Below are 24,288 nucleotides of genomic sequence, written 5' to 3' on the forward strand. Positions count from 1 at the left end.
AGGAACAGCACATGGCCGAGTACCAGCTCCACTGCTTCGCCCAGTCGGGCAACGCCTACAAGGTGGCCCTCATGCTCGAACTATCGGGCTGCGACTGGGAGCCCGTCTTCGTCGACTTCTTCAAGGGCGCGGCCCGCACGCCCGAGTTTCGCGAGATCAATGCGATGGGCGAGGTTCCTGTGCTCGACCACGGCGAAACCCGCATCTGCCAGTCCGGCGTCGCCCTCGACTACCTCGCCAAGCAGACCGGCCAGTTCGCCCCGGCCGACGAGGCGGAGGGGCGCGAGGTGCTGCGCTGGATCCTGTGGGACAACCACAAGCTCTCCACCCAGATCGGGATGACCCGCTTCCTGATGAACTTCCTGCCGGAGGAGAAGCGCAACCCGGACGTCATCGCCTTCGCCCAGGGCCGGCTCAAGGCCGCCTACGCGGTGCTGAACGACCATCTCGAAGGCCGTGACTGGATCGCCGCGGACCGTCCCACCATCGCGGACCTGTCCTGCTGCTCCTATCTGTATTATCCGGAGCCCTTCGGCTTCGATCGGGCAGAGTGGCCGAACATCGCCGCGTGGCTCGACCGCGTGGCGGACCTGCCGAAGTGGCAGCATCCCTATGACCTGATGCCCGGCGCGAAATGAGGATCGAATGACCGCACTCTGGTGGATTGCAGCACTGTTCCTGACGGGCCTCGCCCTCGTCATCCAGCCGGCGCGCGAGGCGCAGCCCGACACGAGCAACATGGACCCCGAGAACCCGCTGATGCCCGCCGCGGCACAGGTGGTGGCCGGAATCTCCTTCGTGTCCGCCTGTCTCCTCCTGATGGTCGAGGCGGGCGTCGTGCTGCCGATGGGGGTAATCGTCGTGCTCTACGTCGCCTATCGGCTCGCCCCTACGACGCGCAGCCTCATCCCCCTCTACCGGTGGCAATTCGCGATCGCAGCACTCGGCACGCTCGCCGTGGCGCGTCTATGGTATTCCTGGATCAGCTAAAGAAAGGCGGATCGAAATGACCGAAGCCTATATCTACGACAGCGTGCGGACCCCGCGCGGCAAGGGCCGGAAGGACGGCTCGCTGCACGAGGTGACCTCCGCCCGTCTCTCCGCCGAAGTGCTCAACGAGCTCAAGAACCGCAACGATCTGGCGACGGACGAGATCGAGGACGTGATCTGGGGCAACGTCACCCAGGTCGGCGAGCAGGGCGGCTGCCTCGCACGCACCGCGGTGCTCTATTCCGACTTCGACGAGAAGGCGCCGGGCCTCTCGATCAACCGCTTCTGCGCGAGCGGGATGGAGGCCGTGAACCTCGCCGCCAACCAGGTGAAGGGCGGCGCGGGCCATGCCTATATCGCCGGTGGGGTTGAGATGATGGGCCGCGTGCCGATGGGCTCCGACGGGGCGGCTATCGCGGTCGATCCCTCCGTCGCCATGAAGACCTATTTCGTGCCCCAGGGCATCGGCGCGGACATCATCGCGACGAAGTACGGCTTTTCCCGCGACGATACCGACGCCTACGCGGTCGAGTCTCAGAAACGTGCCGCAAAGGCCTGGGAAGAAGGGCGTTTCAAGAAGTCCGTCATGACGGTGAAGGACCAGAACGGCCTGCCTATCCTAGACCATGACGAGTACATGCGCCCGGGCACCGACATGCAGTCGCTCGGCGGCCTGAAGCCCGCCTTCAAGGAGATGGGCGAGGTCATGCCCGGCTTCGACAACATCGCCCTCCTGAAGTATCCGGAGCTCGAGAAGGTCAACCACGTCCACCACGCGGGCAACTCCTCGGGCATCGTCGACGGCTCCGCGGGGCTGCTCATCGGCTCCAAGGAGTTCGGCGAGAAGCACGGGCTGAAGGCGCGCGCCAGGATCAAGGCAACCGCCAAGATCGGCACCGATCCGACCATCATGCTGACCGGCCCCGTCCCTGTGACCGAGAAGATCCTCAAGGACACCGGCATGGCGATCTCCGACTTCGACCTCTTCGAGGTGAACGAGGCCTTCGCATCGGTCGTGCTGCGCTTCATGCAGGCCTTCGACGTCGACCACGACAAGGTCAACGTGAACGGTGGCGCGATCGCCATGGGTCACCCGCTGGGCGCGACCGGCGCGATGATCATCGGCACGGCCCTCGACGAGTTGGAGCGTACCGGCAAGGGCACGGCGCTCGCCACGCTCTGCGTCGCGTCGGGCATGGGCGCGGCCACCATCATCGAGCGGGTGTGATTGATGCATCTGGCGGGCGTCGAGAAAACGCTTGAGACGTTCCGGTCGGCCTTCGAGGCTGGCCGGCACGACGAGTGGTCGGAGCTCTACGATACGAGCGTCGTCCTCATGCGACCCCACCAGACGCTGGTCTGCGACGGCCCGACCGAGATGCTCGCTATCGGCAAGAACGTGCACGAGACCTATTCGAAGCTGGGCCTTGCCCGGATCGAGATGGATCTGCGCGACGTCCGCTCCTTCGAGCACGGCATCGTCATGGCCGACGTGCGCTGGCGCTACCAGACCGGGGAAGGCGAGGAGATCATCCGCTTCGACTGCACCTACGGTCTGCGGCGGCGGGCGGGCGGCTACAAGATCTCGCTGCACATCCCGCACAACGAGGCGGTCCGCCGCCCGATGTTCCTGGAAACCGCCGATCCCGACCTCCTGATCGGGGGCGAGGTGTGAGCGTCGTCCGCCCTTCCGATGCGCCGCGCTATAGCGGGCCGGACGCGGCGGAGCCGTTCGGCGGGCCGCTCGGCACCTACGAGGGCCGCGCCATCGGACAGGCCGCGGGGCTGAGGCATCTCGGTGCGAATGTCGAGACGCTCGATCCCGGCGCGGCCTCCTCGCACCGCCACTGGCACAGCGGGACGGACGAACTCGTCGTGGTGCTCGACGGCGTGCTGACGCTGATCGACGACGGTGGCGAAACGCAGATGCAGTCCGGCGAGATCGCAGCCTTCCCGGCCGGGGTCGAGAACGGTCATCACCTGGTGAACCGGTCCGACGCCCCCGCGCGCTTTCTCGTGGTCGGAAGTCGTGCCTCGCGAGACCGCTGCCACTACGCCGATCTCGATCTCGTCCTGCACACCGATAACGGCCGGTCGTGGCTGACGCGGCGCGACGGCACCAGAATAGAACCCACTCAGGGAGGAGCGGCATGACCCTCTCCCAATACGGTATCGACACGGGTGGCGCGGCCGCGCTCACCCGGGATCTGCTGATCGGAGGCGGATTTTGAGCGCCTTTCATCTTGCCCCTCCTCCGGCCGATATTGGAGTTCGGCCGGACCAATGGGTCTTTTTCTGGAAGGGCCCGTTCAGCCAGTGGCACATGTCCACGTTCAAGGTTTGGGGCAAGCGGTTCGAATGCGCCGAGCAGGCGATGATGTACGGCAAGGCACATCTCTTCGGCGATGGAAAGATCGCCGGAGAGATCCTCAAAACCGATGATCCGGGCCGGCAGAAGGCTCTTGGCCGCAAGGTTCGAGGCTTCGACGAAGAAACGTGGAGCGCCGAGCGCGTACGGATCGTCGCCGAAGTGAGCCTCGCGAAATACGAACAGAACCGGGGCTTGCGACGCAAGCTGCTTCAAACGGGCGAGCGCCCGCTCGCGGAAGCCAGCCCCATCGACTTCATCTGGGGCATCGGCCTCGACGCGACGAATGCGTCGCAGACACCAACGGATCAATGGCCAGGTGCGAACCTGCTTGGCCGCGTGCTCATGGGCGTCCGCGATGTCATGCGCGACGCCCACACCAACGAAATTCCGGCTGTTGAGCCGACAGGAATCATGAAAGAGGGAAGCTCATGACCATCTTCCACTACGACGTCGACGCCGACGGCATCGCGACGCTGACCTGGGACCTGCCTGGCAAGTCCATGAACGTGATGACGCTGGAGGGCCTTCAGGAGCTCAATGACGGGCTCGACAAGGCCTTCGCGGATGAGAGCGTGAAGGGCGTCGTCATCACCTCCGCGAAGAAGGATTTTGCGGGCGGCATGGACCTCAACATCCTCGCCAAGATGCGCGAGGATGCGGGCGACGAACCCGCCAAGGGCCTCTTCGACGGCACGATGCGGATGCACCACCTGCTGCGCAAGATCGAGCGCAACAACATGGATGCGAAGACCAACAAGGGCGGCAAGCCCGTCGCCTGGGCCTGCCCCGGCACCGCCGCGGGCATCGGGCTGGAGATCGGCCTCGCCTGCCACCGCCGCTTCGTCGCGGACAACCCGAAGGCCAAGATCGGCCTGCCCGAGATCATGGTCGGCATCTTCCCCGGCGCGGGCGGCACCACGCGCCTGATCCACATGCTGGGCGTTATGAACGCGTCCCAGTTCCTGCTCGAAGGCAAGATGGTCGAGCCGAAGAAGGCGAAGGGCGCGGGCCTGGTCGACGAGGTCGTGCCTGCCGATGAGCTGCTGAGCGCGGCGAAGGAATGGGTGAAGGGCGCGACCGACGCCGACATCGTGAAGCCGTGGGACGCCAAGGGCTACAAGATGCCCGGCGGCGCGGCCTACCACCCCGCAGGCTTCCAGACCTTCGTCGGCGCGACCGCGATGGTGCACGGCAAGACGCAGGGTGCCTTCCCGGCGGCCAAGGCGCTTCTTTCCGCCGCCTACGAGATGACCATGGTGCCGTTCGATGTGGCGCTGAAGATCGAGGCGCGCTGGTTCACCAAGGTCCTGATGAACCCGTCCTCCGCCGCGATGATCCGTTCGCTCTTCCTCAACAAGGAAGCGCTGGAGAAGGGCGCGAACCGCCCCGACGTGGCCGATCAGACGGTGAAGAAGGTCGGCATCCTCGGCGCGGGCATGATGGGCGCGGGCATCGCCTATGTCTCCGCCAATGCGGGCATCGAGGTCGTGCTGATCGACCAGAAGCAGGAGGCCGCGGACAAGGGCAAGTCCTACTCCGAGGGCCTGCTCGACAAGGGCATGAAGCGCGGCAAAGTGACGGAGGAGAAGAAGGCCGAGGTGCTCGGCCGCATCACCGCGACCACGGACTATGCGCACCTCGCCGATTGCGACCTGATCGTCGAGGCAGTCTTCGAGGATGTCGGCGTCAAGGCGACCGTGACCAAGGCCGTGGAAGAGGTGATCGGGGAGGACTGCATCTTCGCCACGAACACCTCCACCCTGCCGATCACGGAGCTTGCCAAGGCGTCGAAAAACCCTGAGCAGTTCATCGGCATCCACTTCTTCTCGCCCGTCGACAAGATGCTGCTGGTCGAGATCATCAAGGGGGCCGAGACCGGCGACCGTGCCGTGGCCAAGGCGCTCGATTTCGTGCGCCAGATCCGCAAGACGCCGATCGTGGTGAACGACGCCCGCTTCTTCTACGCCAACCGCTGCATCATTCCCTACGTGAACGAGGGCGCGCGGATGGTGGCCGAGGGCGTCGAGCCCGCGCTGATCGAGAATGCGGCCAAGCAGCTCGGCATGCCGCTCGGGCCCCTTCAGCTCACCGACGAGACCTCGATCGACCTCGGCTACAACATCATGAAAGCGACCAAGGCCGCGATGGGCGACGCCTATCCGCAGTCCGGCGCGGACGACGTGATCACCGCGCTCTACGAGGCCGGGCGGCTCGGCCGCAAGGCCAATGCGGGCTTCTACGAGTACGACGAGAAGGGCAAGCGCCAGCTGTTGTGGGAGGGCCTGCGCGCGCAGTGGCCGAACGCCGAGGAGCAGCCGGACCTCGTGACCGTGCAGCACCGCCTCGCCATGGCGCAGGTGCTCGAGGCCGTGCGCGCGCTGGAGGAGGACGTGCTCCTCGACATTCGCGAGGGCGATGTGGGCGCGATCCTCGGCTGGGGCTTCATGCCCTGGTCCGGCGGCCCGTTCTCCTGGCTCGACATCCTCGGCGCCGAGCGGGCGGTGGCGATCTGCGACGACCTGACCGCGCGCTTCGGCGAGCGGTTCACCACGCCGGAGCTGCTGCGCGACCTCGCGGCGAAAGGCGACAGCTTCTACGGGCGCTTCGGTCCGGAGGCTGCGAAGGCCGCGGCCTGATCCAGGCCCGATTCCAAGAGTGGGGGCGGGGCCTGAGGCTCCGCCCCTTTCGCATCGCCCGGCGGCGGTCGTCGGATTTGCGTATTTGAAGAGAGTGATACGGGGCGGGGCGCTCTGGAGCCGCGCAGGCGTCTTTGCCTGATCAGCCTACCAGACGGGGACGGTCGAGCAGGTTGATCTCCGCTGGCGTCAGGCAGAGCCGCGCGGCGCCACCCGCAACCGGCGGGCGGGGCGCCATGTCGAATGCCCCTTCCCCGGCCAGCAACGTCTCCGCCGCGTAGCCGTTCGCGAAGATCACCTCGTGCCGGTCGAGCATCAGGTGATGATAGGTCACCTCCTCCAGCAACAGGCTGACCACGCCGGGTGAAAGCGCTAGCAGGGCCTTTGCCGGCACGAAGCATTCCTCCACCGCGAAGAGCGGCAGGCATTCCGGCCGCCGCAGCACCATCCGGTGGTTGCGCGAGACGTGGAGGGGCGCGTGTCCCGCAATGGGCGGCAGCACCACGGGTGCCACGTCGCGCCGCTCGCGCAGCGTACGGGGCCGGATGCGGCGGACAAGGTTGGCCCCCACCGGCCGCGGCCCCCGATCGGCCGTGACCACCAGATCACCCGGCCGCAACCGCTCGATCGGGCACGCCCCAGTCGGCGTCGCGATCAGCGTGCCGCTGCGAAAGCAGGGGATGTCAGAATAGGGCGTGTTGCCGTTGTCCGACGTGGAGTCGACCGTCAGTGCCGTTCCGGGTGGGGGAGGCGGACCATCGGTGGTGTAGCCCGCCGTGACGAGATCGCTGTTGCCACTTCCGGGCGGATTGAAGCGGATCGCGAGGAAGCGGTAGCTGTTCCCCTCCGCATCGCTCGCCACGAAAGCGAACTCCGACTGGATCTGGCTGCCTGCCGGGATCGTCTGGCTCGTGGGACCCGAGCCGGTATCGACCGTCAGAGTGATCGCCTCGTTCGTCACCTGGCTGCGGCCGGTCCCGTCCTGGAACACGATACTGTTGGGCACACCGCCGGAGCCCGATGTCGTCCCGCTATCGGTATCGGACACCGACAGCGTCTGGCCGCTCTCACTGCCCACGGCGATGTCGTCGTTGACGCTCAGCGTATCGTCACCGTTGGTGTCGCCGGAGCCGAAGGCCTGGTCGCCCCCGACCGTCAGGTTGAAGGCGCTGAACACGAAGATATTGAAGTCGGCCACGCACCTGTCCCCGAATGGCGTTACACGACCTTTCCTCGGTCAGCGCACCTTCGGAGTCCATGCACTAAAGTTCAGAGGCTTAACGAAACCTCACGTCGGCCCGCGAGATCCGTCACGTATTGCCAGGCGACGCGGCCCGAGCGGGCGCCGCGCGTCTGCTGCCACTCGATCGCCTCGGCCCGCAGGGTCTCGTCGTCGATCTCGATCCCGTAGCGGTCGCAATAGCCGCGGATCATGGCGAGGTATTCGTCCTGCGAGCAGGCGTGGAAGCCGAGCCACAGGCCGAACCGGTCGGAGAGGCTCACCTTCTCCTCCACCGCTTCCGAGGGGTTGATGGCCGAGCCGCGCTCGTTCTCGATCATGTCGCGGGGCATCAGGTGGCGGCGGTTGGAGGTGGCGTAGAAGATCACGTTCTCCGGCCGCCCTTCGATCCCGCCGTCGAGCACCGCCTTCAGGCTCTTGTAATGGGCGTCGTCATGGGAAAACGACAGGTCGTCGCAGAAGAGCAGGAAGCGCCGCTCGACACACCGCAGCAGGTTCAGGAGCCGCCCGATGGAGGGCAGATCCTCCCGGTGGATCTCAACGAGGACGGTGCCCTGCCCCGCCTCCGCGTGGGCGGCCTTGACGAGGCTCGACTTGCCCATGCCCCGCGCGCCCCAGAGCAGCACGTTGTTGGCGGGCAGGCCGCGCGCGAATTGCGCGGTGTTGGCGACGAGCGTGTCGCGCGCCCGCGAGATGCCGACCAGCAGGTCGAGCGGCACACGGGCCACCTCCGCCACCGGCTCCAACCAGTCGGGCTCCACATGCCAGACATAGGCGGAGGCGCTCCAATTCGGAGCAGGTGCGGGGGGCGGGCTGATCCGTTCGAGGGCCGCCGCGATCCGCTCCAGCGGATCAGCCAAGCTCGGCTTCCTCCCGCGCCCGCTTGCGCTCCACGGCCATGACCAGCCAGATCGAGATCTCGTAGAGCGCATAGACCACGACGAAGAGGATGACCTGCGTGATCACATCGGGCGGCGTCACGAGGGCCGCAACGACGAGGATGCCGACGACGGCGTACTTGCGCACGTTCTTCAGCCCTTCGGCACTTACCAGCCCGGCCATGCCCATCAGCGTCAGCAGTACCGGAAGCTGGAAGCAGATGCCGAAGGCGAAGATGAACTTCAGCGAGATATCCAGCGTCTCCCGCACGGAGCCGAGGAAGACCGTCGTCAGCTCGTCATCGGCGGCGACCACGTCTTCCGCCCCCTGCCCCGTCACCAGCGTCGTCAGCGCCGGGATCACGTCCGAGAATCCAATGAAGAAGTTCATGGCGAGCGGCGTGACCACGTAATGCGCGAACGCCGCACCTGCGAGAAACAGCATCGGCGAGGCGACGATGAAGGGCAGGAACGCCCCCTTCTCTTCGCGATAGAGCCCGGGCGCCACGAACCGCCACATCTGGTAGGCGATCACCGGGAAGCTGACGGCGAGCCCGGTCAGCAGCGAGATCCGGATCAGGACGAAGAACTTCTCCTGCGGTGCCGTGAAGATCAGCCGCGGGTCCTCGCCGCGCGCGCGCAGCACGTCGGCAATGGGCTCGGAGATGAAGTTCAGCACCGCTTCCGAGAAATAGAACGTGATCACGATCCCGATCAGCAGTGCGAGCACCGAGCGGATGATGCGCGTGCGCAGCTCCGCAAGATGCTCGACCAGCGGCATGGCGGAGCCGTCGATATCCTCGTCCTTCATCGGCGGGTCACTTCTTGGGCTCGGCCGGAACCGGCTCGGCGGCGGGCTCCGGATCGGGCATCTCGTCGAAATGGGGCTCGGTCGCGGCCGACTTCGCCGCGGCGGCCTCGGCGCGCTTGGCGGCCTCTTCCTCGGCGATCGGGTCGGGCTCGGTCATCATCGAGTTCGCGTAGGCCCGCGCGGATTTCGTGGCCTGGCCCAGCGGATCGGTCGCGGCCTTCACGCCCTGGCTCACGCCGTCCATCGCCTTCTTGACGTCCTGCAGCTCGGACTGGCGGGCCGCGTCGTTCATGGCGTTCTGGAACTGGCGCGCCATGCCGCGGGCCTTGCCGACATACTGCCCCACGGTGCGGAACATCTTCGGCAGGTCCTTCGGGCCGACGACGATCAGGGCGACGACGCCCACGATCACCATCTCGTAGAAACCGATGTCGAACATGGGGTCCGCCCCCGGCCGCGCTTACGCGCGGTCCTTCTGGACCTCGGCCTCCTGCTCGGCCTCGGTACGCGGGGTCACGTCCTTGGCCTCCTCGATCTTCTTGTCCTCGTCCGCGCCCTCGGCCATGCCGCGCTTGAACGAGGTGATGCCCTTGCCGACATCGCCCATGAGCTGGGAAATCTTGCCGCGGCCGAACAGCACCAGCACGACGACGGCGATGAGAAGAAGACCGGGAACCCCGATATTGTTGAGCATTTGCGCACCCTCCTGCGACTGTCTGCGCCGGGTTGCGCCCCGGTCCTGTTCCGTTGCTCCCTATGTATGAGGTTTCGCGGAGGCCTTCAAACCCAATTGTGGACGCGCCAGGCTCAGATTAGCGCGAGCAGGCCCCGCTTCTTCTTGCCTTGCTTCTTCGTCTACAGGGCACGTGTCATCGAGACAGACCGTTTTTTGCAGGGAAACTCCGTCGGAGAAGGCTGCCCCGCGTTGTCGCGCCGGGCCTGCGCGCCTATACCCGAATGACAGCGAGGGAGGTTGCGATGGCATTGACCCAGACACCGGCGGGCGAGATGGGATGGCCCGCGGCGGAGTTCGGCCTGCCCGGCGTCGACGGGCGCGACTGGTCGGTGGGCGATCTGCGCGGGGTGCGCGGGCTGGTGCTCTTCTTCATCTGCAACCACTGCCCTTATGTGAAGGCCGTCGCGGACCGGCTGGCGCTGACCGGGGCGGAGCTGCAGCGGCGGGGCTACGGGGTCGCGGCCATCTGCTCCAACGATCCGGTGGCCTATCCGGAGGACGATTTCGAGCACATGGCGGCCTTCGCCCGGCAGCATGAATTCCCGTTTCCCTATCTGCATGACGAGAGCCAGGCGGTCGCGCGCACCTACGGCGCGGTCTGCACGCCCGACATCTTCGCCTTCGACGCGATGCTGACCCTGCGCTATCGCGGGCGGCTCGACTCCGCGGGCAAGGCGGCGGCGGGGGCGGAGACGGTGCCCGAACTGCTCGACGCGCTGACGCTGATCGAGCGGACCGGGCACGGGCCGGAGGTTCAGCACGCCTCCATCGGCTGCTCCATCAAGTGGAAGGCCGCGTGAGGCTCGTCATCGACCTCGACGAGACGCTGGTGAACAGCGTGCCGACGCTGGCGGCGGCGGCGAACGTGGTGCTGGGCGAGCTCGGCCGCGCGCCGATGAGTGCCGAGGACTACGTCGCGCATGTCGGCTGGGGCATGCGCGCGCAGATCAAGGGCGTGCTGGAGGCGACGGGCGGTGTGCCCGGCGGCGATGTCGGGCCCTACCTGCGGCGGATGATCGAGGTCTATGCCGCCGATCCCCTGGGCGAGACGCGGCCCTATCCGGGTGCGCGCGCGGCGCTGGAGCTGCTGGTGGAGCGCGGCCATGCGCTCGCCGTCTGCACCCAGAAGCCCGAGGCCCAGGCGCGCGAGATCCTGGAGCGGCTCGACCTTGTGCCGCCGATCACCGGGCTGACGGGGGCCGGGACGCTCGACGTGCTGAAGCCCGATCCGGCGATGCTGCACCACGCGGCGGGACAGCTTCCCGGCGAGGCGCCGGTCGTGATGATCGGCGACAGCACCGTGGATGCGCAGACGGCACAGAACGCGGGCGTGCCGTTCCTGCTCTTCGCACCCGCGGGCCGGGCGAAATCCGCGGACGTCCCGGCGCAGGGCCGCTTCGCCGCGTGGTCCGAGCTGCCGGATCTGGTCGCCCGGCTGGAGGCGCAGGCCGCATGATCCGGGCGCGTCCGCTGGTGCAGTCCGGCCCCCGGCCCTCCGACGCCCTGCCGCTCGCCGGCGGGCCGCTCTGGTTTCGCGATGTGGAAATGCTGGTGCGCGGCCGGCCGCCGCGCTTCATCCCCGCGCAGACCCTCGACGATGAGACCGCCGAGCGGCTGAGTGCGCCGCGGGCGCCGGTTGCGGGGCTCGCGATGGATCGCCCGCATGTCATGGGCATCCTGAACGCGACGCCCGACAGCTTTTCGGACGGCGGCGACCACGTGCAGGTCGATGTCGCGGTGGCCGCGGCCGAGCGCATGGCGGGCGAGGGCGTCTCCATCCTCGATATCGGGGGCGAGAGCACGCGGCCCGGGGCCGAAACCGTCGCCGAGCCGGAGGAGGTGACCCGCGTCCTGCCCGTGATCGAGGCGGTGCGCGAGGAGCTGCAGACCCCGATCTCCATCGACACGCGCAAGTCGCGGGTGGCCCGCGCGGCCCTGGCAGCGGGGGCAGATATCTTCAACGACGTCTCGGCGCTGACCTTCGACGGTCAGAGCCTCGATGTCGTTCGGCGCACCGGCGCCCCGGTCTGCCTGATGCATGCGCAGGGCGATCCGCAGACCATGCAGGACGCGCCCCACTACAAGGATGTGCTGCTCGACGTCTACGACTGGCTGGAGCGGCGGGTGCTGATGATCGAGGCGCATGGTGTGCGCCGCGACCGCATGCTGATCGATCCCGGCATCGGCTTCGGCAAGACGCTGGAGCACAACCTCGCGCTGTTGCGCGGGCTGTCGCTGTTCCACGGGCTCGGCTGCCCGGTGCTGGTCGGCGCCTCCCGCAAGCGCTTCATCGGGACCATCGCGGGGGTGGAGGACGCCAAGGCGCGCGATCCCGGCAGCCATGCGGTGCTGGCGGCCGCGCTCGGGCAGGGGGTGCAGGTCGTGCGCGTCCATGATACGGGCGGCGCCATGCAAACGCTGCGCCTGTGGCGCGCGCTCAACGACCCGAACTGGGGCGGAGCACAGGGGGGACAGACATGACACGCAAGCTCTTCGGCACCGACGGTGTGCGCGGCCGGGCGAACGGTGCGACGATGAACGCGGAGATGGCCATGCGGCTCGGCATGGCCGCGGGGGCGTATTTCCGGAACGGCGACCACGCGCACCAGGTGGTGATCGGCAAGGACACGCGCCGGTCGGGCTACATGCTGGAGACGGCGATGACGGCGGGCTTCAACGCCGTGGGTATGTCCTCGCTGATGTTCGGTCCGCTGCCGACGCCCGCGGTGGGGATGCTGACGCGCTCCATGCGGGCGGATCTGGGCGTGATGATCTCGGCCAGTCACAACTCCTTCGAGGATAACGGCATCAAGTTCTTCGGCCCCGATGGCTACAAGCTCGACGATGCGGCGGAGGCGGAGATCGAGCGGCTGGTGGCCGAGACGCCGTCGCTGGCGCCGCCGCGGGGCATCGGACGCTCCCGCCGGGTCGAGGACGGCGTCGGGCGCTACGCGGAATTCGTGAAGACGACGATCCCGCGCAACCTGCGTCTGTCCGGTCTGCGGGTGGTGCTCGATTGCGCCAACGGGGCCGCCTACAAGGTCGCGCCGCAGGTGTTGTGGGAACTCGGGGCCGAGGTGATCCCGATCGGCGTCGCGCCCGATGGCTACAACATCAACCTCAATTGCGGTTCCACCGATACGCGGGCCGCAGCGAAGGCGGTGGTGGATTACCGCGCCGATATCGGCCTCTGTCTCGACGGGGACGCGGACCGGATCATCGTGCTCGACGAGACCGGGCGGCAGGCCGATGGCGACCAGATCATGGCGCTGATCGCGAGCCGCCGGCTGGAGCCGGGCGACAGCCTCGTGACCACGGTGATGTCGAATATGGGGCTGGAGCGGTACCTGAAGGGCCGCGGCGTCGGCCTCAAGCGCACCAAGGTCGGCGACCGCTACGTGGTGGAGGAGATGCGCGCGGGCGGCTGGCGTCTCGGTGGCGAGCAATCGGGGCACATCGTGCTGACCGACGTGGCGACGACCGGCGACGGGCTCGTCGCGGCCCTTCAGGTGCTCGCGGCGCTGGTCGAGACCGGGAAGAAGGCGAGCGACCTGCTGCATGTCTTCGAGCCGGTGCCACAGCTTCTGAAGAACGTCCGCTTCTCCGGCGGTGCGCCGCTGGAGCAGGCCAGCGTGAAGAGCGCCATCGCCGACGGGGAGAAGCGCTTCGCCGATCGTGGCCGCCTGGTGATCCGGGCGAGCGGGACCGAGCCGCTGATCCGCGTGATGGGCGAATGCGAGGACCCGAAGCTCCTCGAAAAGGTCGTCGACGACATCGCTGCCGCCGTCGCATCCGCTGACTGAGTTTGCCTGAGAGGGTAGTGGGTCAGGCGGGCCTCACCCCGCTCCGCCTGACCCTAGTGACGGTCGGTCCGGTCGGTCCGAATATGCCTCAGATCCGGACCACCCCATCCCCGGACCGTTCCGTGCGGCGGGCGTGCTCGCCTGAACGGTACCGACGAATTGACCATGCGCGCCGACGCCCCAGTTCGCATCTGCCGAAGGGGTCAGCGGTTCGCGAAAACGGAGTTTATGAACCACGGATCACGGCCATAAACTTTAGGATGATGGCTGCTGGGCGGGGTTTATGAGTCGGAATGGGCCGCCATATGGCTTTGAAACAAGGGAGGAATGGCATGGATCTCGGCATCAGGGGCAAGAAGGCGATCGTGTGTGCGAGCTCGAAGGGGCTTGGCCGCGGATGTGCGGAGGCGCTGGCGGCGGCGGGCGTGGATCTCGTGTTGAACGCGCGGACCGCATCGACTCTGGAGGAAACGGCGGAGGCGATCCGCGCCGCACACGGCGTCGAGGTGAAGACCGTCGCCTGTGACATCACGACGGAGGAGGGCCGCGCCGAAGTGCTCGACGTGTTGCCCGATCCGGACATCCTGGTGAACAACGCGGGCGGCCCGCCGCCGGGTCTCTGGTCCGACTGGGACATCGCGGATTTCGAGGCGGCGCTGCATGCCAACATGCTGACCCCGATCATGCTGATGAAGCACACGCTGCCGAAGATGATCGACAAGGGCTGGGGCCGGGTCGTCAACATCACCTCCCAATCGGTGAAGGCGCCGATTCCCGTGCTGGGCCTGTCGAACTCCGCCCGGGCAGGGCTGACGGGCTATGTCGCAGGCACCGCGCGACAGGTGGCCGAGCATGGGGTGAACATCAACAACCTCCTGCCCGGCATCCACGCGACGGACCGCGCGGTGGCGCTCGACGGCGGCGTGGTCGAGAAGGAGGGCATCACGATGGAGGAGGCCAAGCGCCGCCGCGAGGCGACGATCCCCGCGCGCCGCTACGGCACGTCGGAGGAGTTCGGCGCGGTCTGCGCCTTCCTTTGCTCGCAGCATGCGGGCTTCATCGTGGGGCAGAACATCCTGCACGACGGTGGCGGGGTGAACGCGACGCTTTAGGGGGCTTCGCGATTTTCAGCTTGCCGCGTCTTGATACGAGCGGTCCCGGCTCTTCGGCCGGGACGGTCACAAAGGGTACCGCCCCGGACTTGATCCGGGGCCGCTCCTTTCGATTTTCGATGTCGTGACTCGGACAGACCGTAGCAACAGGAACTGAACGGTCCCGGCGCTAGGCCGGGACGGTTGCGATCGGCTTCGGCGCCCTCTCACTTCACAGAAACGGCAGCTCCCGCAGCTCCACGGGGGCGGAGCGGCCGTCCGGCAGGATCGTGTCGAGCGCGGCGCCCGGCTCCACCTCGCGTGAGACCAGCGCGAGGCCGATGGTCTTGCCCATCCGGGGGGAGGGCGCCGTCGCCGTGATCTCGCCGACGCGACGGTTGCCCGAGGTCAGCGTCAGCCGCTCCGCATGGCTGTCGGGCGCGGCCTTGGGGAACACGACGCCGAGCTGGTGGCGCTTCGGACCCCGCGCCGCCTCGGCCTGCAGCGCCGGCAGGCCGATCACGTCGGCGTCGATCTCGAGGTCCACGAACCGCTCCATCCGCACCTCGAAGGGCGTCGTCGCATCGTCGGTGTCCGCGCCGACCGAAAGCAGCCCGCTCTCGATCCGCTCCGACGGGTTCGGGGCGCCGGGCCCGATGTCGTAGGGCGCGCCCGCCTCTGCCACCCGGTTCCACAGCTCCGTCGCCCGGCGCGAGTCGCGCAGGTAGAGCTCGAACCCGCCCTGCTTCGACCAGCCGGAGCGGGCGAGGACGAGGGGGATGTCGCCCAGCCGCTCCTCCCGAAAGCCGAAATGGCGGATCGCGCGGATGTCCTCGCCGAAGAGATCGGCGATCACGTCCTCCGCCTTCGGGCCCTGCACGGCGAGGGGGGCGATGTCCTCCTCCTCCACCTCGACGTCGAGCCGCCGCTCCGCCGCCACCGCGCGCGCCCAGAGCAGCACGTCGCTGTCGGCGATGAAGAGCCAGATCGTCCCGTCCTCGTGGAGCAGCAGCACCGGATCGTTGATCAACACCCCGCGGTGATCGCAGAGCGCGACATAGCGGCCCTGGCCCGGCTTCAGCTTCGAGAGCTCCCGGCAGCACAGCGCCTGTGCGAGCCGCTGCGCATCGGGTCCCTTCAGCGCGATCTGCCGCTCCACCGCCACGTCCCACATGGCGACGCCATCGATGAGGCGCCGATACTCCGCCTGCGGATCGCCATAGCTCGTGGGCATCAGCATGTGGTTGTAGGTGGTGAAACTGGTCACGCCCGCGGCCACCGTCGCCGCATGGTAGGGGCTGCGCCGGATCCGCGTTCCCATCGAGATGCCGTACATCGAGGTCCTCCCGTCGTTTTTCCGGCCATCCTGCGGGAGGTGTCGCGGGGATTTCGCCTCCATGGGCGACGGGCGGGACGTCGCTTTTCGCCTGCCCTTGCTCCGGCCGCGGGGCATTGCTATTTCGGAGATGAACCCGAGCGATTTGCTAGGAAAAGCGGTCTTGAGCGAGACGATCCCCCGGCTGGAGCTGCGCGACGTGTGCCGCGATTACGAAGGCGCGCGCGTGGTCAGCGACCTCACGCTGGCGCTGATGCCGGGGGAGGTGACCTGCCTGCTCGGCCCCTCCGGCTGCGGCAAGTCGACGACGCTGCGCATTGCGGCGGGGGTCGAGGCACCGACGCACGGCGAGGTGCGCATCGCGGGGCGGAAGGTCGCGGACCCGTCGCGCAGTGAGCCGCCGGAGGGGCGCTCGGTCGGGCTGATGTTCCAGGATTTCGCACTGTTTCCGCATCTCGATGTGGCGGGCAACGTCGCCTTCGGGCTGACCTGCGGCAAGGCGGAGAAGGCGGCGCGAGTGAGCGAACTGCTCGCCCGGGTGGGCCTCGCCGGCTACGATGCGAAGTATCCGCACCAGCTCTCGGGCGGTGAGCAGCAGCGGGTGGCGCTGGCCCGCGCGCTCGCGCCGCGGCCGGCGATCATGCTGATGGACGAGCCCTTCTCCGGCCTCGACAACCGCCTGCGCGACGAGATCCGGGACGAGACGCTCGACATCCTGCGCGATGAGGGGACGGCGGTTCTTCTCGTCACCCACGAGCCCGACGAGGCGATGCGCATGGCCGACAAGATCGCGCTGATGCGCCGCGGCCGGATCGTGCAGGTGGGCGCGCCCTACACGATCTACACCAACCCGGTGGACCGGGAGGCGGCGGCCTTCTTCTCCGACGTGAACGTGGTGCACGGGGTGGTGAAGGACCGGCAGACGGAGACGCCGTTCGGCCTCTTCCTGACGCCGGGCCTCGTCGACGGCGCGGATGTGGAGATCGTCTTCCGCCCGCAGCATTGCCGCCTCGATTTCGACCGGCAGGAGGCGCCGGTGCGCCCCACCGTGGAGCATGGCGTGCCGGCCCGCGGGCGGGTGGCGCGGGCGCGGTTCATGGGCAACCAGAGCCTCGTGGAGCTCGCCATGGACCATGACGGCTCGATCCTGAAGGCTGTGATCCCCGGCGTCTTCATGCCGCGGGAGGGCACGCCGCTGGTGCTGTCGCTGCGCCGCGACCACGCCCACGTCTTTCCCTGCGTGAACCAGAGCCGCGTCGCCGATCCCTGGGAGCGGCATGTGGAGCAGGCGGCGGAGTAGGGCACGCTCCGACCACGGCCGCCCGTGCCGGGCCGGAGCGCCACTCTCTCTTCGCGGTCATCGGCGAGCCAGCTAAGGCCCTCTCTCTTCGTCAAATATCCCCGCCGGAGGCTGCCGCCGTTCGCATCCCGCCGTCCGACCCGAGCGTCTCGACCTCGCCCGCGCCAAGCTCCCGCGCGAGCCAGTCCGCCAAGGCGATAGGCTCGGCTTCCGGCGGCACGGCGGCGGCGAGCACGAGTTTCGACGGCGCCCAGAGGCAGACGAGGCCCTGCCCCAGCGCCCAGTCGATCTCCGTCCGGCTGGCGGCGACGGTAAAGCGCGGGTCGCGCCCCGCCAGCTCCCACGCGGCCTGCTCCATGGCGAGCAGCGTCAGGCGCCGCCCCGCCTCACCGGCCACGTCGGGCGCCTGCTCGGGCGGCAGAACGACGACCGCGGGACCGGTCAGCGCCCGGTGATCCGCCCCTGCCTCCAGCCGCACCACACGCGGCGCGGGGCCGTCGGGGGCCTGCGCCAACACATCCTCGCGCCGCCGCACGATCTCCACGCCCAGCGCGCCGGGGATGCGGTCGAGCTTCTCGACCCGGACGAAGACGCGCCGCGCCCGCCGGTCAGAAACCGACCGCGCCGCGATCCCTTCGGCCAGCGTTTCCAAGAGGTTGAGCCGCCGCTCCGCCAGCTCCGCCTCCACCGCACCGACCAGCGTGTCGTAGCTCAGCACGCTGTCGACGTCGTCGCCCTCGGCACTCGCCGCGACCTCCAGCACGATGTCGAAGCGCAGGCGCTGGGTCTGGCCGCGCTCGCTCTCGAACGCACCGATCTCGACCGCGCGGACGTAGTCGCGCACCGAGATGCGGTCGGGCCACTCGGCCTCCGCCGCGGCCCGCTCGGCCAAGGGAGAAAACGCGGTGAGAAGATCGTCGGCCATGCCGGTCCCCCGAAGATTTGTCCCCGTCGCCCTAGCCTGCGCCGCCCCTGCTCACAAGCGCGGAACCGACCCGCAGCGCCGCTTTCCGGCCCTCGCTTGACAAAACCGGGAGGCACGCTCAGGTTGCTGCAAATCCGGCGCGCCCTTGCGCGCTTTTTTGAGACCACCCATATGCTCAACGTGAGCATAACAATGTCGGGAGGAGCGGCACCATGTTCCTGAACGCCAATACCAAGGCCGAGGCCGCGCGCGCCGAGCTTGCCGCGCATTACGACCTGGAACCCTCCGAGGCCGCGATGCGCGCCACCGCGGCGCAGTACGACATCGTCAAGGACGTGATCCCCGAGCCCGACTGGATGGGCTTTGCCCCCTACGTGCGGGAGATCAATCGGCTCAAGAAGGAGAAGGACGCCGTCGTCCTCGCGCACAACTACATGACGCCCGAGATCTTCCACGGCGTGGCGGACGTGGCCGGTGACAGTCTGCAACTGGCGATCGAGGCCACGAAGGTCCGTCAGCAGACGATTATCCAGTGCGGCGTGCACTTCATGGCTGAGACGTCGAAGATCCTGAACCCGCAGAAGACCGTCCTGATCCCCGACAGCCGTGCAGGCTGCTCGCTCGCCTCCTCGATTACCGCCGCGGATATCGCGAAGATGCGGGCGGATTACCCCGGCGCACAGGTGGTCAGCTACGTAAACACCACCGCCGCGGTGAAAGCGGCCTCCGACATCTGCTGCACCTCCTCCAACGCGCTGGCCATTGTCGAGGCGCAGCCGGGCGACACCGTCATCATGACGCCCGACGGATACCTCGCGCAGAACATCGCCGCCCAGTCTACCAAGCGCGTGGTCTACTGGGAGGGCGCGTGCATCGTTCACGAACAATTCACCGCCGAAGAGCTGCGCGCCTTCCGCGAGGGCTATCCGGGTGTGGCCATCATCGCGCACCCCGAATGCCCGCCTGAAGTGGTCGCCGAGGCCGATTTCACGGGCTCCACCGCCGGCATGATCCAGTGGGTGAAGACCAACCGCCCCGAAAAGGTCGTCATGGTCACCGAGTGTTCGATGAGCGACAATGTGGCGGCAGAGACACCGGACGTGGATTTCGTCCGCCCGTGCAACATCTGTCCCCATATGAAACGCATCAGCCTCGAGAACATCCTCTGGTCGCTGCACTCCGGAACGGAGGAGGTGACCGTGCCCGAGGAGCTGCTCGCCCCCGCTCGCCGCGCGGTCGAGCGGATGATCGAGGTCACGAATTCCTGACGCGGTCCGCGTTCACCGCATCCTTGGACAGATTGGGGACTAGTCCATGCTTCGCATCTTCACGCTCATCTTCGCCCTGGCCCTTCCGGGGGCCGCCCTTGCCTGCCAGCCGCTGCCGCTCGGCTCGCAATTCGACGTGGAGCTGCCGCGCGACGGCAGCCACAACCCGGCGCTCTTCAACCTCGCGGTGCTGCATGCGGTGAACACCGCGCGCTGCAATGCGGGCCTGCCGCTGCTCGCGGTCGAACCGGGGCTGAACAATGCCGCGCAGAAGCATTCCGACGATATGGTCCGGCTCGGCTTCTTCGACCACGCCTCCCCGGTGCCGGGGCGCGAGACGCTGGTCGCGCGGGTCCAGGCCGAGGGGCTGCAGCCCAACCGCGTCGCGGAGAATATCGGGCAGGACTACATGGTCCAGTACGAGCAGGGCCGCGACTACCGCGTGCTCAGCGCCGCCGAGTGCCGCTTCACCTATGAGCGCGGCGTCGGGCTGACCGACCGGGCACAGGGCCTCGTCGGCCGCACCCCGGCCGAGATCCCGCGCCAGACCTATGCGAGTGCGGGCCGCTCGCTGGTCGAGGGCTGGCTGGCAAGCTCCGAGCACCGCTCCAACCTGCTCGACCCCGCCTTCAGCCGCCACGGCGCAGGCTTCGCCGTGACGGAGGAGGAGACGCTGTGCGGTCGCCTCATCGCCACCCAGGTGCTCCTTCAGTGACGCCAGGCCAAGCTCCCTTCGAGGGTTTCGCCGCGCCGGAGGGGGCGGATGACCGATAACGTCTTCGAGGCCGAAGGCACGCTCATCGTCGGCGCGGGCCTTGCGGGGCTCTTCACCGCCTTGAAGCTCGCCCCGCGGCCCTGCACGGTCCTCTCGCCCGAACCGATCGGCGTCGGTGCCTCCTCGGCCTGGGCGCAGGGCGGCATCGCGGCTGCCGTGGGCCTCGGCGACACGGCGGCTGCCCACGCGCTCGACACCATTGCGGCAGGGGCCGGGCTGGTGGACGAGACCGTCGCCCGCTTCGTGACGGAGGAGGCCGCGGCCCGCATCTTCGACCTGCTCGATTACGGCGCACCCTTCGACAAGGACAGCGAGGGCAAGCTCCTGCAATCGCGCGAGGCCGCCCATTCGGCGAGCCGCGTGGTTCGCGTCTCCGGCGACCAGGCCGGGCGCGCGATCATGGATGCGCTGATCCGCACCGCCCACGCCACCCCGTCGATCCGGCTGATCGAGAACGTGGTGGTCGACGACCTCGCCGTCGCCGATGGCCATGTGGTCGGGGCGCTGGCCCGTCGCACGGACGATCCGATGGCCTCGCCCGTCCTCTTCCGCGCCTCCGAAGTGGTTCTGGCCACAGGCGGCGTCGGCGGGCTCTTTGCCGTGACGACCAACCCGGCGCGGGTGCGCGGTCAGGGGCTCGGCCTCGCCGCCCGCGCGGGGGCCGAGTGCATCGACGTGGAGTTCGTCCAGTTCCACCCCACCGGCATCGCCGTGGACCGCGACCCCTGCCCGCTCGCCACCGAGGCGCTGCGCGGCCACGGCGCCACCCTGATCGACGAGGACGGCCACCGCTTCGTCTTAGACACCCATCCCGACGGCGAACTCGCCCCGCGCGACATCGTCGCCCGCGCGATCCACGCGAAGATCATGGCAGGCGGCACCGCACTCCTCGACACACGGGAGGCCGTGGGTGCGGCCATCCACGAGGAGTTCCCGACCGTCGCGCAGTACTGCAAGGAAGCTGGCATTGACCCGGCCCAGCAGCCTATCCCGGTCCGCCCCGCGCAGCACTACCACATGGGCGGTGTAAAGACCGACGCGCGGGGCCGCGCCAGCCTGCCGGGCCTCTGGGCCTGCGGTGAGGTCGCGGCCACGGGTCTGCACGGCGCGAACCGCCTTGCCTCCAACTCGCTGCTCGAAGCCGTGGTCTTCGGCAACCGCATCGCAGCCGATATCAGCAGCCGCGCCGCCGGTTCACTGCGCGGCCCCGTCACCCTGCCGGATCCCGTCCACGGCCCTGCACCGCGCCGCGAACCGACCAACGCCATTGCGGCACTGCGCAAGACGATGAACGACCATGTCGGAGTGCTGCGCAGTGCGAAGGGCCTGCGCACCGCGCTGCGCCAGATCCGCAAGGTCGCCGACGCGCATGCCGGCGGCTCCCGCGCGCTCCTCAACATGACCGACGCCGCCACGCTGATCACCGCCGCCGCTCTGCTGCGCGAAGAAAGCCGCGGCGGCCATTTCCGCGAGGACTTCCCGGAGCCGGTCGAGGCCCAGCGCACCCGTCGCCCGATCACCCTGACCGAGGCGCTGAAGCTCCGCGCGACCGCCTAGGCGAGGATCGCCCGCACCGCCGCGGCGATCCGGGCATCCACCTCCTCCGGGACCGGGCGGCCTGGCAGATAGAGCCGCACCGCGCCCAGCGGCAGGCCCACGAGCGCCAACCGCAACGCCTCCATCCCGAAGCCGTTCCGCGCCGCGAACTCCGCGATGGCCTGCGCGGCCCCGGCATTCACCGTCTCGATCTCCGAGCGCAACGGCTCGGGCGTTGCCTCCGTCAGGAACTCCGACTGGCGGCAACAGGACAGGATCACCGCGCGATCCGGCTCCGCCCGGCAGAAGGCGGGCACGGCGCAGGCCGCGGCCATGACGGCCTCCACCCCCTCGCCCTCCAGCTCCGGCATCACCTGCGTCTGAAACGCCCGCACCGCATCGATGAAGGCGCGCGCCAGCAGCCCCTCCCGCGATTCGTAGCGGTGGTAGAGCGAGCCGATCGAGACGCCGGCCTCCCCCACCACGTCCTGCAGGATAAGCGTGCCGCGGCGGGCAAGGCCGTGGCCCACCACCGCGAACACCCGCGCCTCGTCTATCGTTGACCTCCGCCCCATAGTAGAGAGATTATTCTAGAACGAATCCTCGTGTAAAGGAGGCTCCCATGCTGATCGCCGCCGCCATCCTCACCGTGCTCGTCGGTTTCGCCCACTCGATCCTCGGTGAGCGCCGCCTCATCGCGCCGCTGATCGCCGATCCGGCACTGCCCGTCCCCGTCGGACACCGGACCACGCGGCTCATCCTGCGCGCGGCCTGGCACGCGACGACGCTGAGCTGGTGGGCGCTCGCGGCCCTCCTCGTCTGGAGCGCTGCGACGCCCGGCACCCGCGCGGTACCGATCGCGGTCGCGGCCCTCTTCGCCATCTTGGGCCCCTTCTCCCTGATCGCCTCGCGCGGGCGGCATCCGGGCTGGGTCTTCTTCCTGCCCGCGGCGGTCCTCTGCACCCTCTCCGCCCTCGGCTGAGGGCCGCCGGGCTTGAAAAGCGCCGCAATCCCTGCACCGTAGGGGCGCAGGTCCTATATGTGACCCAACGGAAAAACACAGGGAGACCACAACATGACGCTTCACGGGATGAAGACGCTTCTGGCGGCCGGGGCCGCCACGCTCGCCCTCACCCCCGCCTTCGCGGAACCGGCGGACTACATCCTCGCCACAGCCTCGACCGGCGGGACGTACTACCCGGTCGGCGTGGCCCTTGCCACGCTCACCAAGGTGAAGCTGCAGCCGGGTGAGGAGATCGGTATGTCCGCCATCTCCTCCGCCGGATCGGGCGAGAACATCCGCCTGCTGCGCGAGAACGAGGCGCAGTTCGCGATCCTCCAGGGTCTCTTCGGCTACTACGCCGCGACCGGCACCGGCCCGCTCGAGGCCGACGGCCCGCAGGAGGAGCTGCGCTCCGTCACCATGCTGTGGCAGAACGTGGAGCACTTCATCCTCGACAGCGACCGGGTGGATACGGGCACCATCGCCGACTTCGCCGGGCTCACCGGAGAGCCCATGGCGCTCGGCCGCCGCAACTCCGGCACGATCGGGTCGAACGCGGCCATCCTCGGCGGCTTCGACGTGGACATCTACGCCGATTACGAACTCATCGAGGGGGGCTACGGCCCGTCCGCCGAGAGCCTGCAGAACGGCCAGTCGGTGGGCATCTCCACCCCCGCGGGCGTGCCGGTGGGCGCGGTCAGCCAGCTCTTCGCCTCGGTCGGTGACAGCGTGACGCTCCTCAACTTCACGCCCGAGCAGATGACCCAGGCCGATGGCGGCCGCCAGCTCTGGACGGAGTACGTGATCGAGGCGGGCACCTATCCCGGCCAGGACGAGGCGGTGACGACCATCGCGCAGCCCAACTTCCTCGCCACCCGTGCCGACTTGCCGGATGAGAACGTCTACCTGATCACCAAGACGATCTACGAGAACCTGCCCTTCCTGCAGGCCATCCACCCGGCGACCCAGGCCATGGCAATCGAGCAGGCCATCGCGGGCCTGCCGCTGCCGCTGCACCCGGGCGCGATCCAGTACTACGAGGAAGTGGGCGTCGAGATCCCGGACCGCCTGCGTCCCTGATCTCTTCACGCGCAACAGGTCCCGGCCCTGCGGCCGGGACGACAGCTACGTACCGCCCCGGCCCCTGCGCCGGGGCCGTCTCGTTTCAGGGGAACGCTCCACAATCGTTGCGCTGCGTGCCTTTCCCGTCGGCTTGCGGAGAAAAACAGGAAGGCGCCGAAAGCAGATACAGTCTCCGACAAACCTGCACATCGCTGGTAGAAGGTCCCGGCTCTTCGGCCGGGACGGTTGCTCCTTTCCCGACCGCCCCGGACTTGATCCGGGGCCGCTCACCAAGAGGCGCAAAGTTCGATGACGCGGGCCCGACGCCGCGCGAACCCCGACACACACTGCTCCAAACGGTCCCGGCTCTTCGGCCGGGACGGCCCCATGACCACCGGCCCGGACCCGATCCGGGGCCTTTCGCCTCTTCCCAAACCACATTTCATGCCCCGTTCATGTCGAGGTCAGGCCCCCTCCACCCCCGCTTCCCATCTTGAGCACCAGTCGGAAGCGCAGCCGCGCCCGGC

26 protein-coding genes are annotated in these 24,288 nt (G+C 68.3%); 18 read left to right on the forward strand and 8 right to left on the reverse strand.

Going from position 1 to position 24,288, the window contains the following annotated elements; genetic code table 11:
• Positions 1-11: 11 nt before the first annotated feature.
• The 7 genes from I0K15_RS00875 to I0K15_RS00905 all read left to right on the forward strand — a co-directional run bounded on the left by I0K15_RS00875 (position 12) and on the right by I0K15_RS00905 (position 5,997).
• A complete protein-coding gene (locus I0K15_RS00875; RefSeq protein WP_196103576.1) occupies positions 12-638 on the forward strand; it encodes a glutathione S-transferase family protein in 627 nt (208 codons plus the stop codon).
• A gap of 7 nt (positions 639-645) precedes the next feature.
• Complete coding sequence (locus I0K15_RS00880; RefSeq protein ID WP_196103577.1) at positions 646-990, forward strand: hypothetical protein; 345 nt, start codon at positions 646-648, stop codon at positions 988-990.
• Between the two features lie 16 nt (positions 991-1,006).
• Positions 1,007-2,218: an acetyl-CoA C-acetyltransferase gene (locus I0K15_RS00885; RefSeq protein WP_196103578.1), complete on the forward strand. Its 1,212-nt coding sequence runs from the start codon at positions 1,007-1,009 to the stop codon at positions 2,216-2,218.
• A complete protein-coding gene (locus tag I0K15_RS00890; protein WP_422393998.1) occupies positions 2,219-2,665 on the forward strand; it encodes a hypothetical protein in 447 nt (148 codons plus the stop codon).
• Positions 2,662-3,144, forward strand: coding sequence for a cupin domain-containing protein (locus I0K15_RS00895; RefSeq protein WP_196103580.1), 483 nt, complete (start codon positions 2,662-2,664; stop codon positions 3,142-3,144). Before I0K15_RS00890 ends, I0K15_RS00895 begins: the two co-directional genes overlap by 4 nt.
• Before the next feature lie 73 nt (positions 3,145-3,217).
• Positions 3,218-3,793, forward strand: coding sequence for an NADAR family protein (locus tag I0K15_RS00900; RefSeq protein WP_230374220.1), 576 nt, complete (start codon positions 3,218-3,220; stop codon positions 3,791-3,793).
• Positions 3,790-5,997 (forward strand): 3-hydroxyacyl-CoA dehydrogenase NAD-binding domain-containing protein, encoded by a 2,208-nt coding sequence (locus tag I0K15_RS00905; protein ID WP_196103581.1) that lies wholly within the window; start codon positions 3,790-3,792, stop codon positions 5,995-5,997. The genes I0K15_RS00900 and I0K15_RS00905 overlap by 4 nt, the downstream gene beginning before the upstream one ends.
• A 142-nt stretch (positions 5,998-6,139) precedes the next feature.
• Here I0K15_RS00905 and I0K15_RS00910 read toward each other — a convergent pair whose 3' ends face one another.
• The 5 genes from I0K15_RS00910 to tatA all read right to left on the reverse strand — a co-directional run bounded on the left by I0K15_RS00910 (position 6,140) and on the right by tatA (position 9,620).
• Positions 6,140-7,195 carry a Hint domain-containing protein gene (locus I0K15_RS00910; RefSeq protein ID WP_196103582.1) on the reverse strand — a complete coding sequence of 352 codons (1,056 nt, stop codon included), beginning with the start codon at positions 7,193-7,195 and terminating at the stop codon, positions 6,140-6,142.
• A gap of 71 nt (positions 7,196-7,266) precedes the next feature.
• Positions 7,267-8,097 carry an ATP-binding protein gene (locus tag I0K15_RS00915; protein ID WP_230374221.1) on the reverse strand — a complete coding sequence of 277 codons (831 nt, stop codon included), beginning with the start codon at positions 8,095-8,097 and terminating at the stop codon, positions 7,267-7,269.
• Positions 8,090-8,926 carry a twin-arginine translocase subunit TatC gene (gene tatC / locus I0K15_RS00920; protein ID WP_196103584.1) on the reverse strand — a complete coding sequence of 279 codons (837 nt, stop codon included), beginning with the start codon at positions 8,924-8,926 and terminating at the stop codon, positions 8,090-8,092. Before tatC ends, I0K15_RS00915 begins: the two co-directional genes overlap by 8 nt.
• Before the next feature lie 7 nt (positions 8,927-8,933).
• On the reverse strand, positions 8,934-9,365 hold the full coding sequence (gene tatB, locus I0K15_RS00925; RefSeq protein WP_196103585.1) for a Sec-independent protein translocase protein TatB: 432 nt from the start codon (positions 9,363-9,365) through the stop codon (positions 8,934-8,936).
• Positions 9,366-9,386: 21 nt separating this feature from the next.
• On the reverse strand, positions 9,387-9,620 hold the full coding sequence (gene tatA, locus I0K15_RS00930; RefSeq protein WP_196103586.1) for a twin-arginine translocase TatA/TatE family subunit: 234 nt from the start codon (positions 9,618-9,620) through the stop codon (positions 9,387-9,389).
• Positions 9,621-9,904: 284 nt separating this feature from the next.
• Between tatA and I0K15_RS00935 the strand changes: the two genes are divergently transcribed.
• The 5 genes from I0K15_RS00935 (at position 9,905) to I0K15_RS00955 (ending at position 14,577) form a co-directional block, all read left to right on the forward strand.
• Positions 9,905-10,462, forward strand: a complete 558-nt coding sequence (locus I0K15_RS00935; protein WP_196103587.1) for a thioredoxin family protein — start codon at positions 9,905-9,907, stop codon at positions 10,460-10,462.
• The gene (locus I0K15_RS00940; RefSeq protein ID WP_196103588.1) at positions 10,459-11,118 is read left to right on the forward strand and encodes an HAD-IA family hydrolase; all 660 of its coding nucleotides are present in this window, start codon (positions 10,459-10,461) and stop codon (positions 11,116-11,118) included. The genes I0K15_RS00935 and I0K15_RS00940 overlap by 4 nt, the downstream gene beginning before the upstream one ends.
• On the forward strand, positions 11,115-12,143 hold the full coding sequence (gene folP / locus I0K15_RS00945) for a dihydropteroate synthase (RefSeq protein ID WP_196103589.1): 1,029 nt from the start codon (positions 11,115-11,117) through the stop codon (positions 12,141-12,143). Before I0K15_RS00940 ends, folP begins: the two co-directional genes overlap by 4 nt.
• Entirely contained in the window at positions 12,140-13,465 is a 1,326-nt protein-coding gene (gene glmM / locus I0K15_RS00950) for a phosphoglucosamine mutase (RefSeq protein ID WP_196103590.1), read from the forward strand. Before folP ends, glmM begins: the two co-directional genes overlap by 4 nt.
• Positions 13,466-13,797: 332 nt before the next feature.
• Positions 13,798-14,577: an SDR family oxidoreductase gene (locus I0K15_RS00955; RefSeq protein ID WP_196103591.1), complete on the forward strand. Its 780-nt coding sequence runs from the start codon at positions 13,798-13,800 to the stop codon at positions 14,575-14,577.
• A gap of 211 nt (positions 14,578-14,788) precedes the next feature.
• Here I0K15_RS00955 and I0K15_RS00960 read toward each other — a convergent pair whose 3' ends face one another.
• The gene (locus I0K15_RS00960) at positions 14,789-15,892 is read right to left on the reverse strand and encodes a glycine cleavage T C-terminal barrel domain-containing protein (protein ID WP_196103592.1); all 1,104 of its coding nucleotides are present in this window, start codon (positions 15,890-15,892) and stop codon (positions 14,789-14,791) included.
• Positions 15,893-16,022: 130 nt separating this feature from the next.
• Here I0K15_RS00960 and I0K15_RS00965 point away from each other — a divergent pair, with 130 nt between their 5' ends.
• Positions 16,023-17,192, forward strand: coding sequence for an ABC transporter ATP-binding protein (locus I0K15_RS00965; protein ID WP_196103593.1), 1,170 nt, complete (start codon positions 16,023-16,025; stop codon positions 17,190-17,192).
• A 91-nt stretch (positions 17,193-17,283) separates the two neighbouring features.
• Here the strand turns inward: I0K15_RS00965 and I0K15_RS00970 are convergent, their stop codons facing one another.
• On the reverse strand, positions 17,284-18,117 hold the full coding sequence (locus I0K15_RS00970) for a dihydroneopterin aldolase (RefSeq protein WP_196103594.1): 834 nt from the start codon (positions 18,115-18,117) through the stop codon (positions 17,284-17,286).
• Positions 18,118-18,329: 212 nt separating this feature from the next.
• On the opposite strand from I0K15_RS00970, the gene nadA reads away from it, so the two are divergent.
• Genes nadA through I0K15_RS00985 form a run of 3 tightly spaced genes read left to right on the forward strand, consistent with a single transcriptional unit; the run spans position 18,330 to position 21,717 of the window.
• Positions 18,330-19,385, forward strand: coding sequence for a quinolinate synthase NadA (gene nadA, locus I0K15_RS00975; protein ID WP_196103595.1), 1,056 nt, complete (start codon positions 18,330-18,332; stop codon positions 19,383-19,385).
• Between the two features lie 46 nt (positions 19,386-19,431).
• On the forward strand, positions 19,432-20,100 hold the full coding sequence (locus I0K15_RS00980; protein ID WP_196103596.1) for a CAP domain-containing protein: 669 nt from the start codon (positions 19,432-19,434) through the stop codon (positions 20,098-20,100).
• A gap of 48 nt (positions 20,101-20,148) precedes the next feature.
• The gene (locus I0K15_RS00985) at positions 20,149-21,717 is read left to right on the forward strand and encodes an L-aspartate oxidase (RefSeq protein ID WP_196103597.1); all 1,569 of its coding nucleotides are present in this window, start codon (positions 20,149-20,151) and stop codon (positions 21,715-21,717) included.
• Here I0K15_RS00985 and I0K15_RS00990 read toward each other — a convergent pair.
• A complete protein-coding gene (locus tag I0K15_RS00990; RefSeq protein WP_196103598.1) occupies positions 21,714-22,271 on the reverse strand; it encodes a TetR/AcrR family transcriptional regulator in 558 nt (185 codons plus the stop codon). The two genes, I0K15_RS00985 and I0K15_RS00990, sit on opposite strands and share 4 nt — an antisense overlap.
• A 47-nt stretch (positions 22,272-22,318) precedes the next feature.
• On the opposite strand from I0K15_RS00990, the gene I0K15_RS00995 reads away from it, so the two are divergent.
• Positions 22,319-22,678 (forward strand): hypothetical protein, encoded by a 360-nt coding sequence (locus I0K15_RS00995; protein ID WP_196103599.1) that lies wholly within the window; start codon positions 22,319-22,321, stop codon positions 22,676-22,678.
• Positions 22,679-22,771: 93 nt separating this feature from the next.
• Positions 22,772-23,779, forward strand: a complete 1,008-nt coding sequence (locus I0K15_RS01000) for a TAXI family TRAP transporter solute-binding subunit (RefSeq protein WP_196103600.1) — start codon at positions 22,772-22,774, stop codon at positions 23,777-23,779.
• The last annotated feature ends 509 nt before the right edge of the window (positions 23,780-24,288 follow it).

This window comes from Pontivivens ytuae (assembly GCF_015679265.1).
In the GTDB taxonomy this organism is placed as follows: Bacteria; Pseudomonadota; Alphaproteobacteria; order Rhodobacterales; family Rhodobacteraceae; genus Pontivivens; species Pontivivens ytuae.

Bases quoted from the DNA above. Each gene is read 5' to 3' on its own strand.
- I0K15_RS00875 (WP_196103576.1), top strand. From the start codon at position 12: ATGGCCGAGTACCAGCTCCACTGCTTCGCCCAGTCGGGCAACGCCTAC.
- I0K15_RS00880 (WP_196103577.1), top strand. From the start codon at position 646: ATGACCGCACTCTGGTGGATTGCAGCACTGTTCCTGACGGGCCTCGCC.
- I0K15_RS00885 (WP_196103578.1), top strand. From the start codon at position 1,007: ATGACCGAAGCCTATATCTACGACAGCGTGCGGACCCCGCGCGGCAAG.
- I0K15_RS00905 (WP_196103581.1), top strand. From the start codon at position 3,790: ATGACCATCTTCCACTACGACGTCGACGCCGACGGCATCGCGACGCTG.
- tatC (WP_196103584.1), bottom strand. From the start codon at position 8,926: ATGAAGGACGAGGATATCGACGGCTCCGCCATGCCGCTGGTCGAGCAT.
- tatB (WP_196103585.1), bottom strand. From the start codon at position 9,365: ATGTTCGACATCGGTTTCTACGAGATGGTGATCGTGGGCGTCGTCGCC.
- tatA (WP_196103586.1), bottom strand. From the start codon at position 9,620: ATGCTCAACAATATCGGGGTTCCCGGTCTTCTTCTCATCGCCGTCGTC.
- I0K15_RS00935 (WP_196103587.1), top strand. From the start codon at position 9,905: ATGGCATTGACCCAGACACCGGCGGGCGAGATGGGATGGCCCGCGGCG.
- folP (WP_196103589.1), top strand. From the start codon at position 11,115: ATGATCCGGGCGCGTCCGCTGGTGCAGTCCGGCCCCCGGCCCTCCGAC.
- glmM (WP_196103590.1), top strand. From the start codon at position 12,140: ATGACACGCAAGCTCTTCGGCACCGACGGTGTGCGCGGCCGGGCGAAC.
- I0K15_RS00955 (WP_196103591.1), top strand. From the start codon at position 13,798: ATGGATCTCGGCATCAGGGGCAAGAAGGCGATCGTGTGTGCGAGCTCG.
- I0K15_RS00960 (WP_196103592.1), bottom strand. From the start codon at position 15,892: ATGTACGGCATCTCGATGGGAACGCGGATCCGGCGCAGCCCCTACCAT.
- I0K15_RS00965 (WP_196103593.1), top strand. From the start codon at position 16,023: ATGAACCCGAGCGATTTGCTAGGAAAAGCGGTCTTGAGCGAGACGATC.
- I0K15_RS00970 (WP_196103594.1), bottom strand. From the start codon at position 18,117: ATGGCCGACGATCTTCTCACCGCGTTTTCTCCCTTGGCCGAGCGGGCC.
- nadA (WP_196103595.1), top strand. From the start codon at position 18,330: ATGTTCCTGAACGCCAATACCAAGGCCGAGGCCGCGCGCGCCGAGCTT.
- I0K15_RS00980 (WP_196103596.1), top strand. From the start codon at position 19,432: ATGCTTCGCATCTTCACGCTCATCTTCGCCCTGGCCCTTCCGGGGGCC.
- I0K15_RS00985 (WP_196103597.1), top strand. From the start codon at position 20,149: ATGACCGATAACGTCTTCGAGGCCGAAGGCACGCTCATCGTCGGCGCG.
- I0K15_RS00990 (WP_196103598.1), bottom strand. From the start codon at position 22,271: ATGGGGCGGAGGTCAACGATAGACGAGGCGCGGGTGTTCGCGGTGGTG.
- I0K15_RS00995 (WP_196103599.1), top strand. From the start codon at position 22,319: ATGCTGATCGCCGCCGCCATCCTCACCGTGCTCGTCGGTTTCGCCCAC.
- I0K15_RS01000 (WP_196103600.1), top strand. From the start codon at position 22,772: ATGACGCTTCACGGGATGAAGACGCTTCTGGCGGCCGGGGCCGCCACG.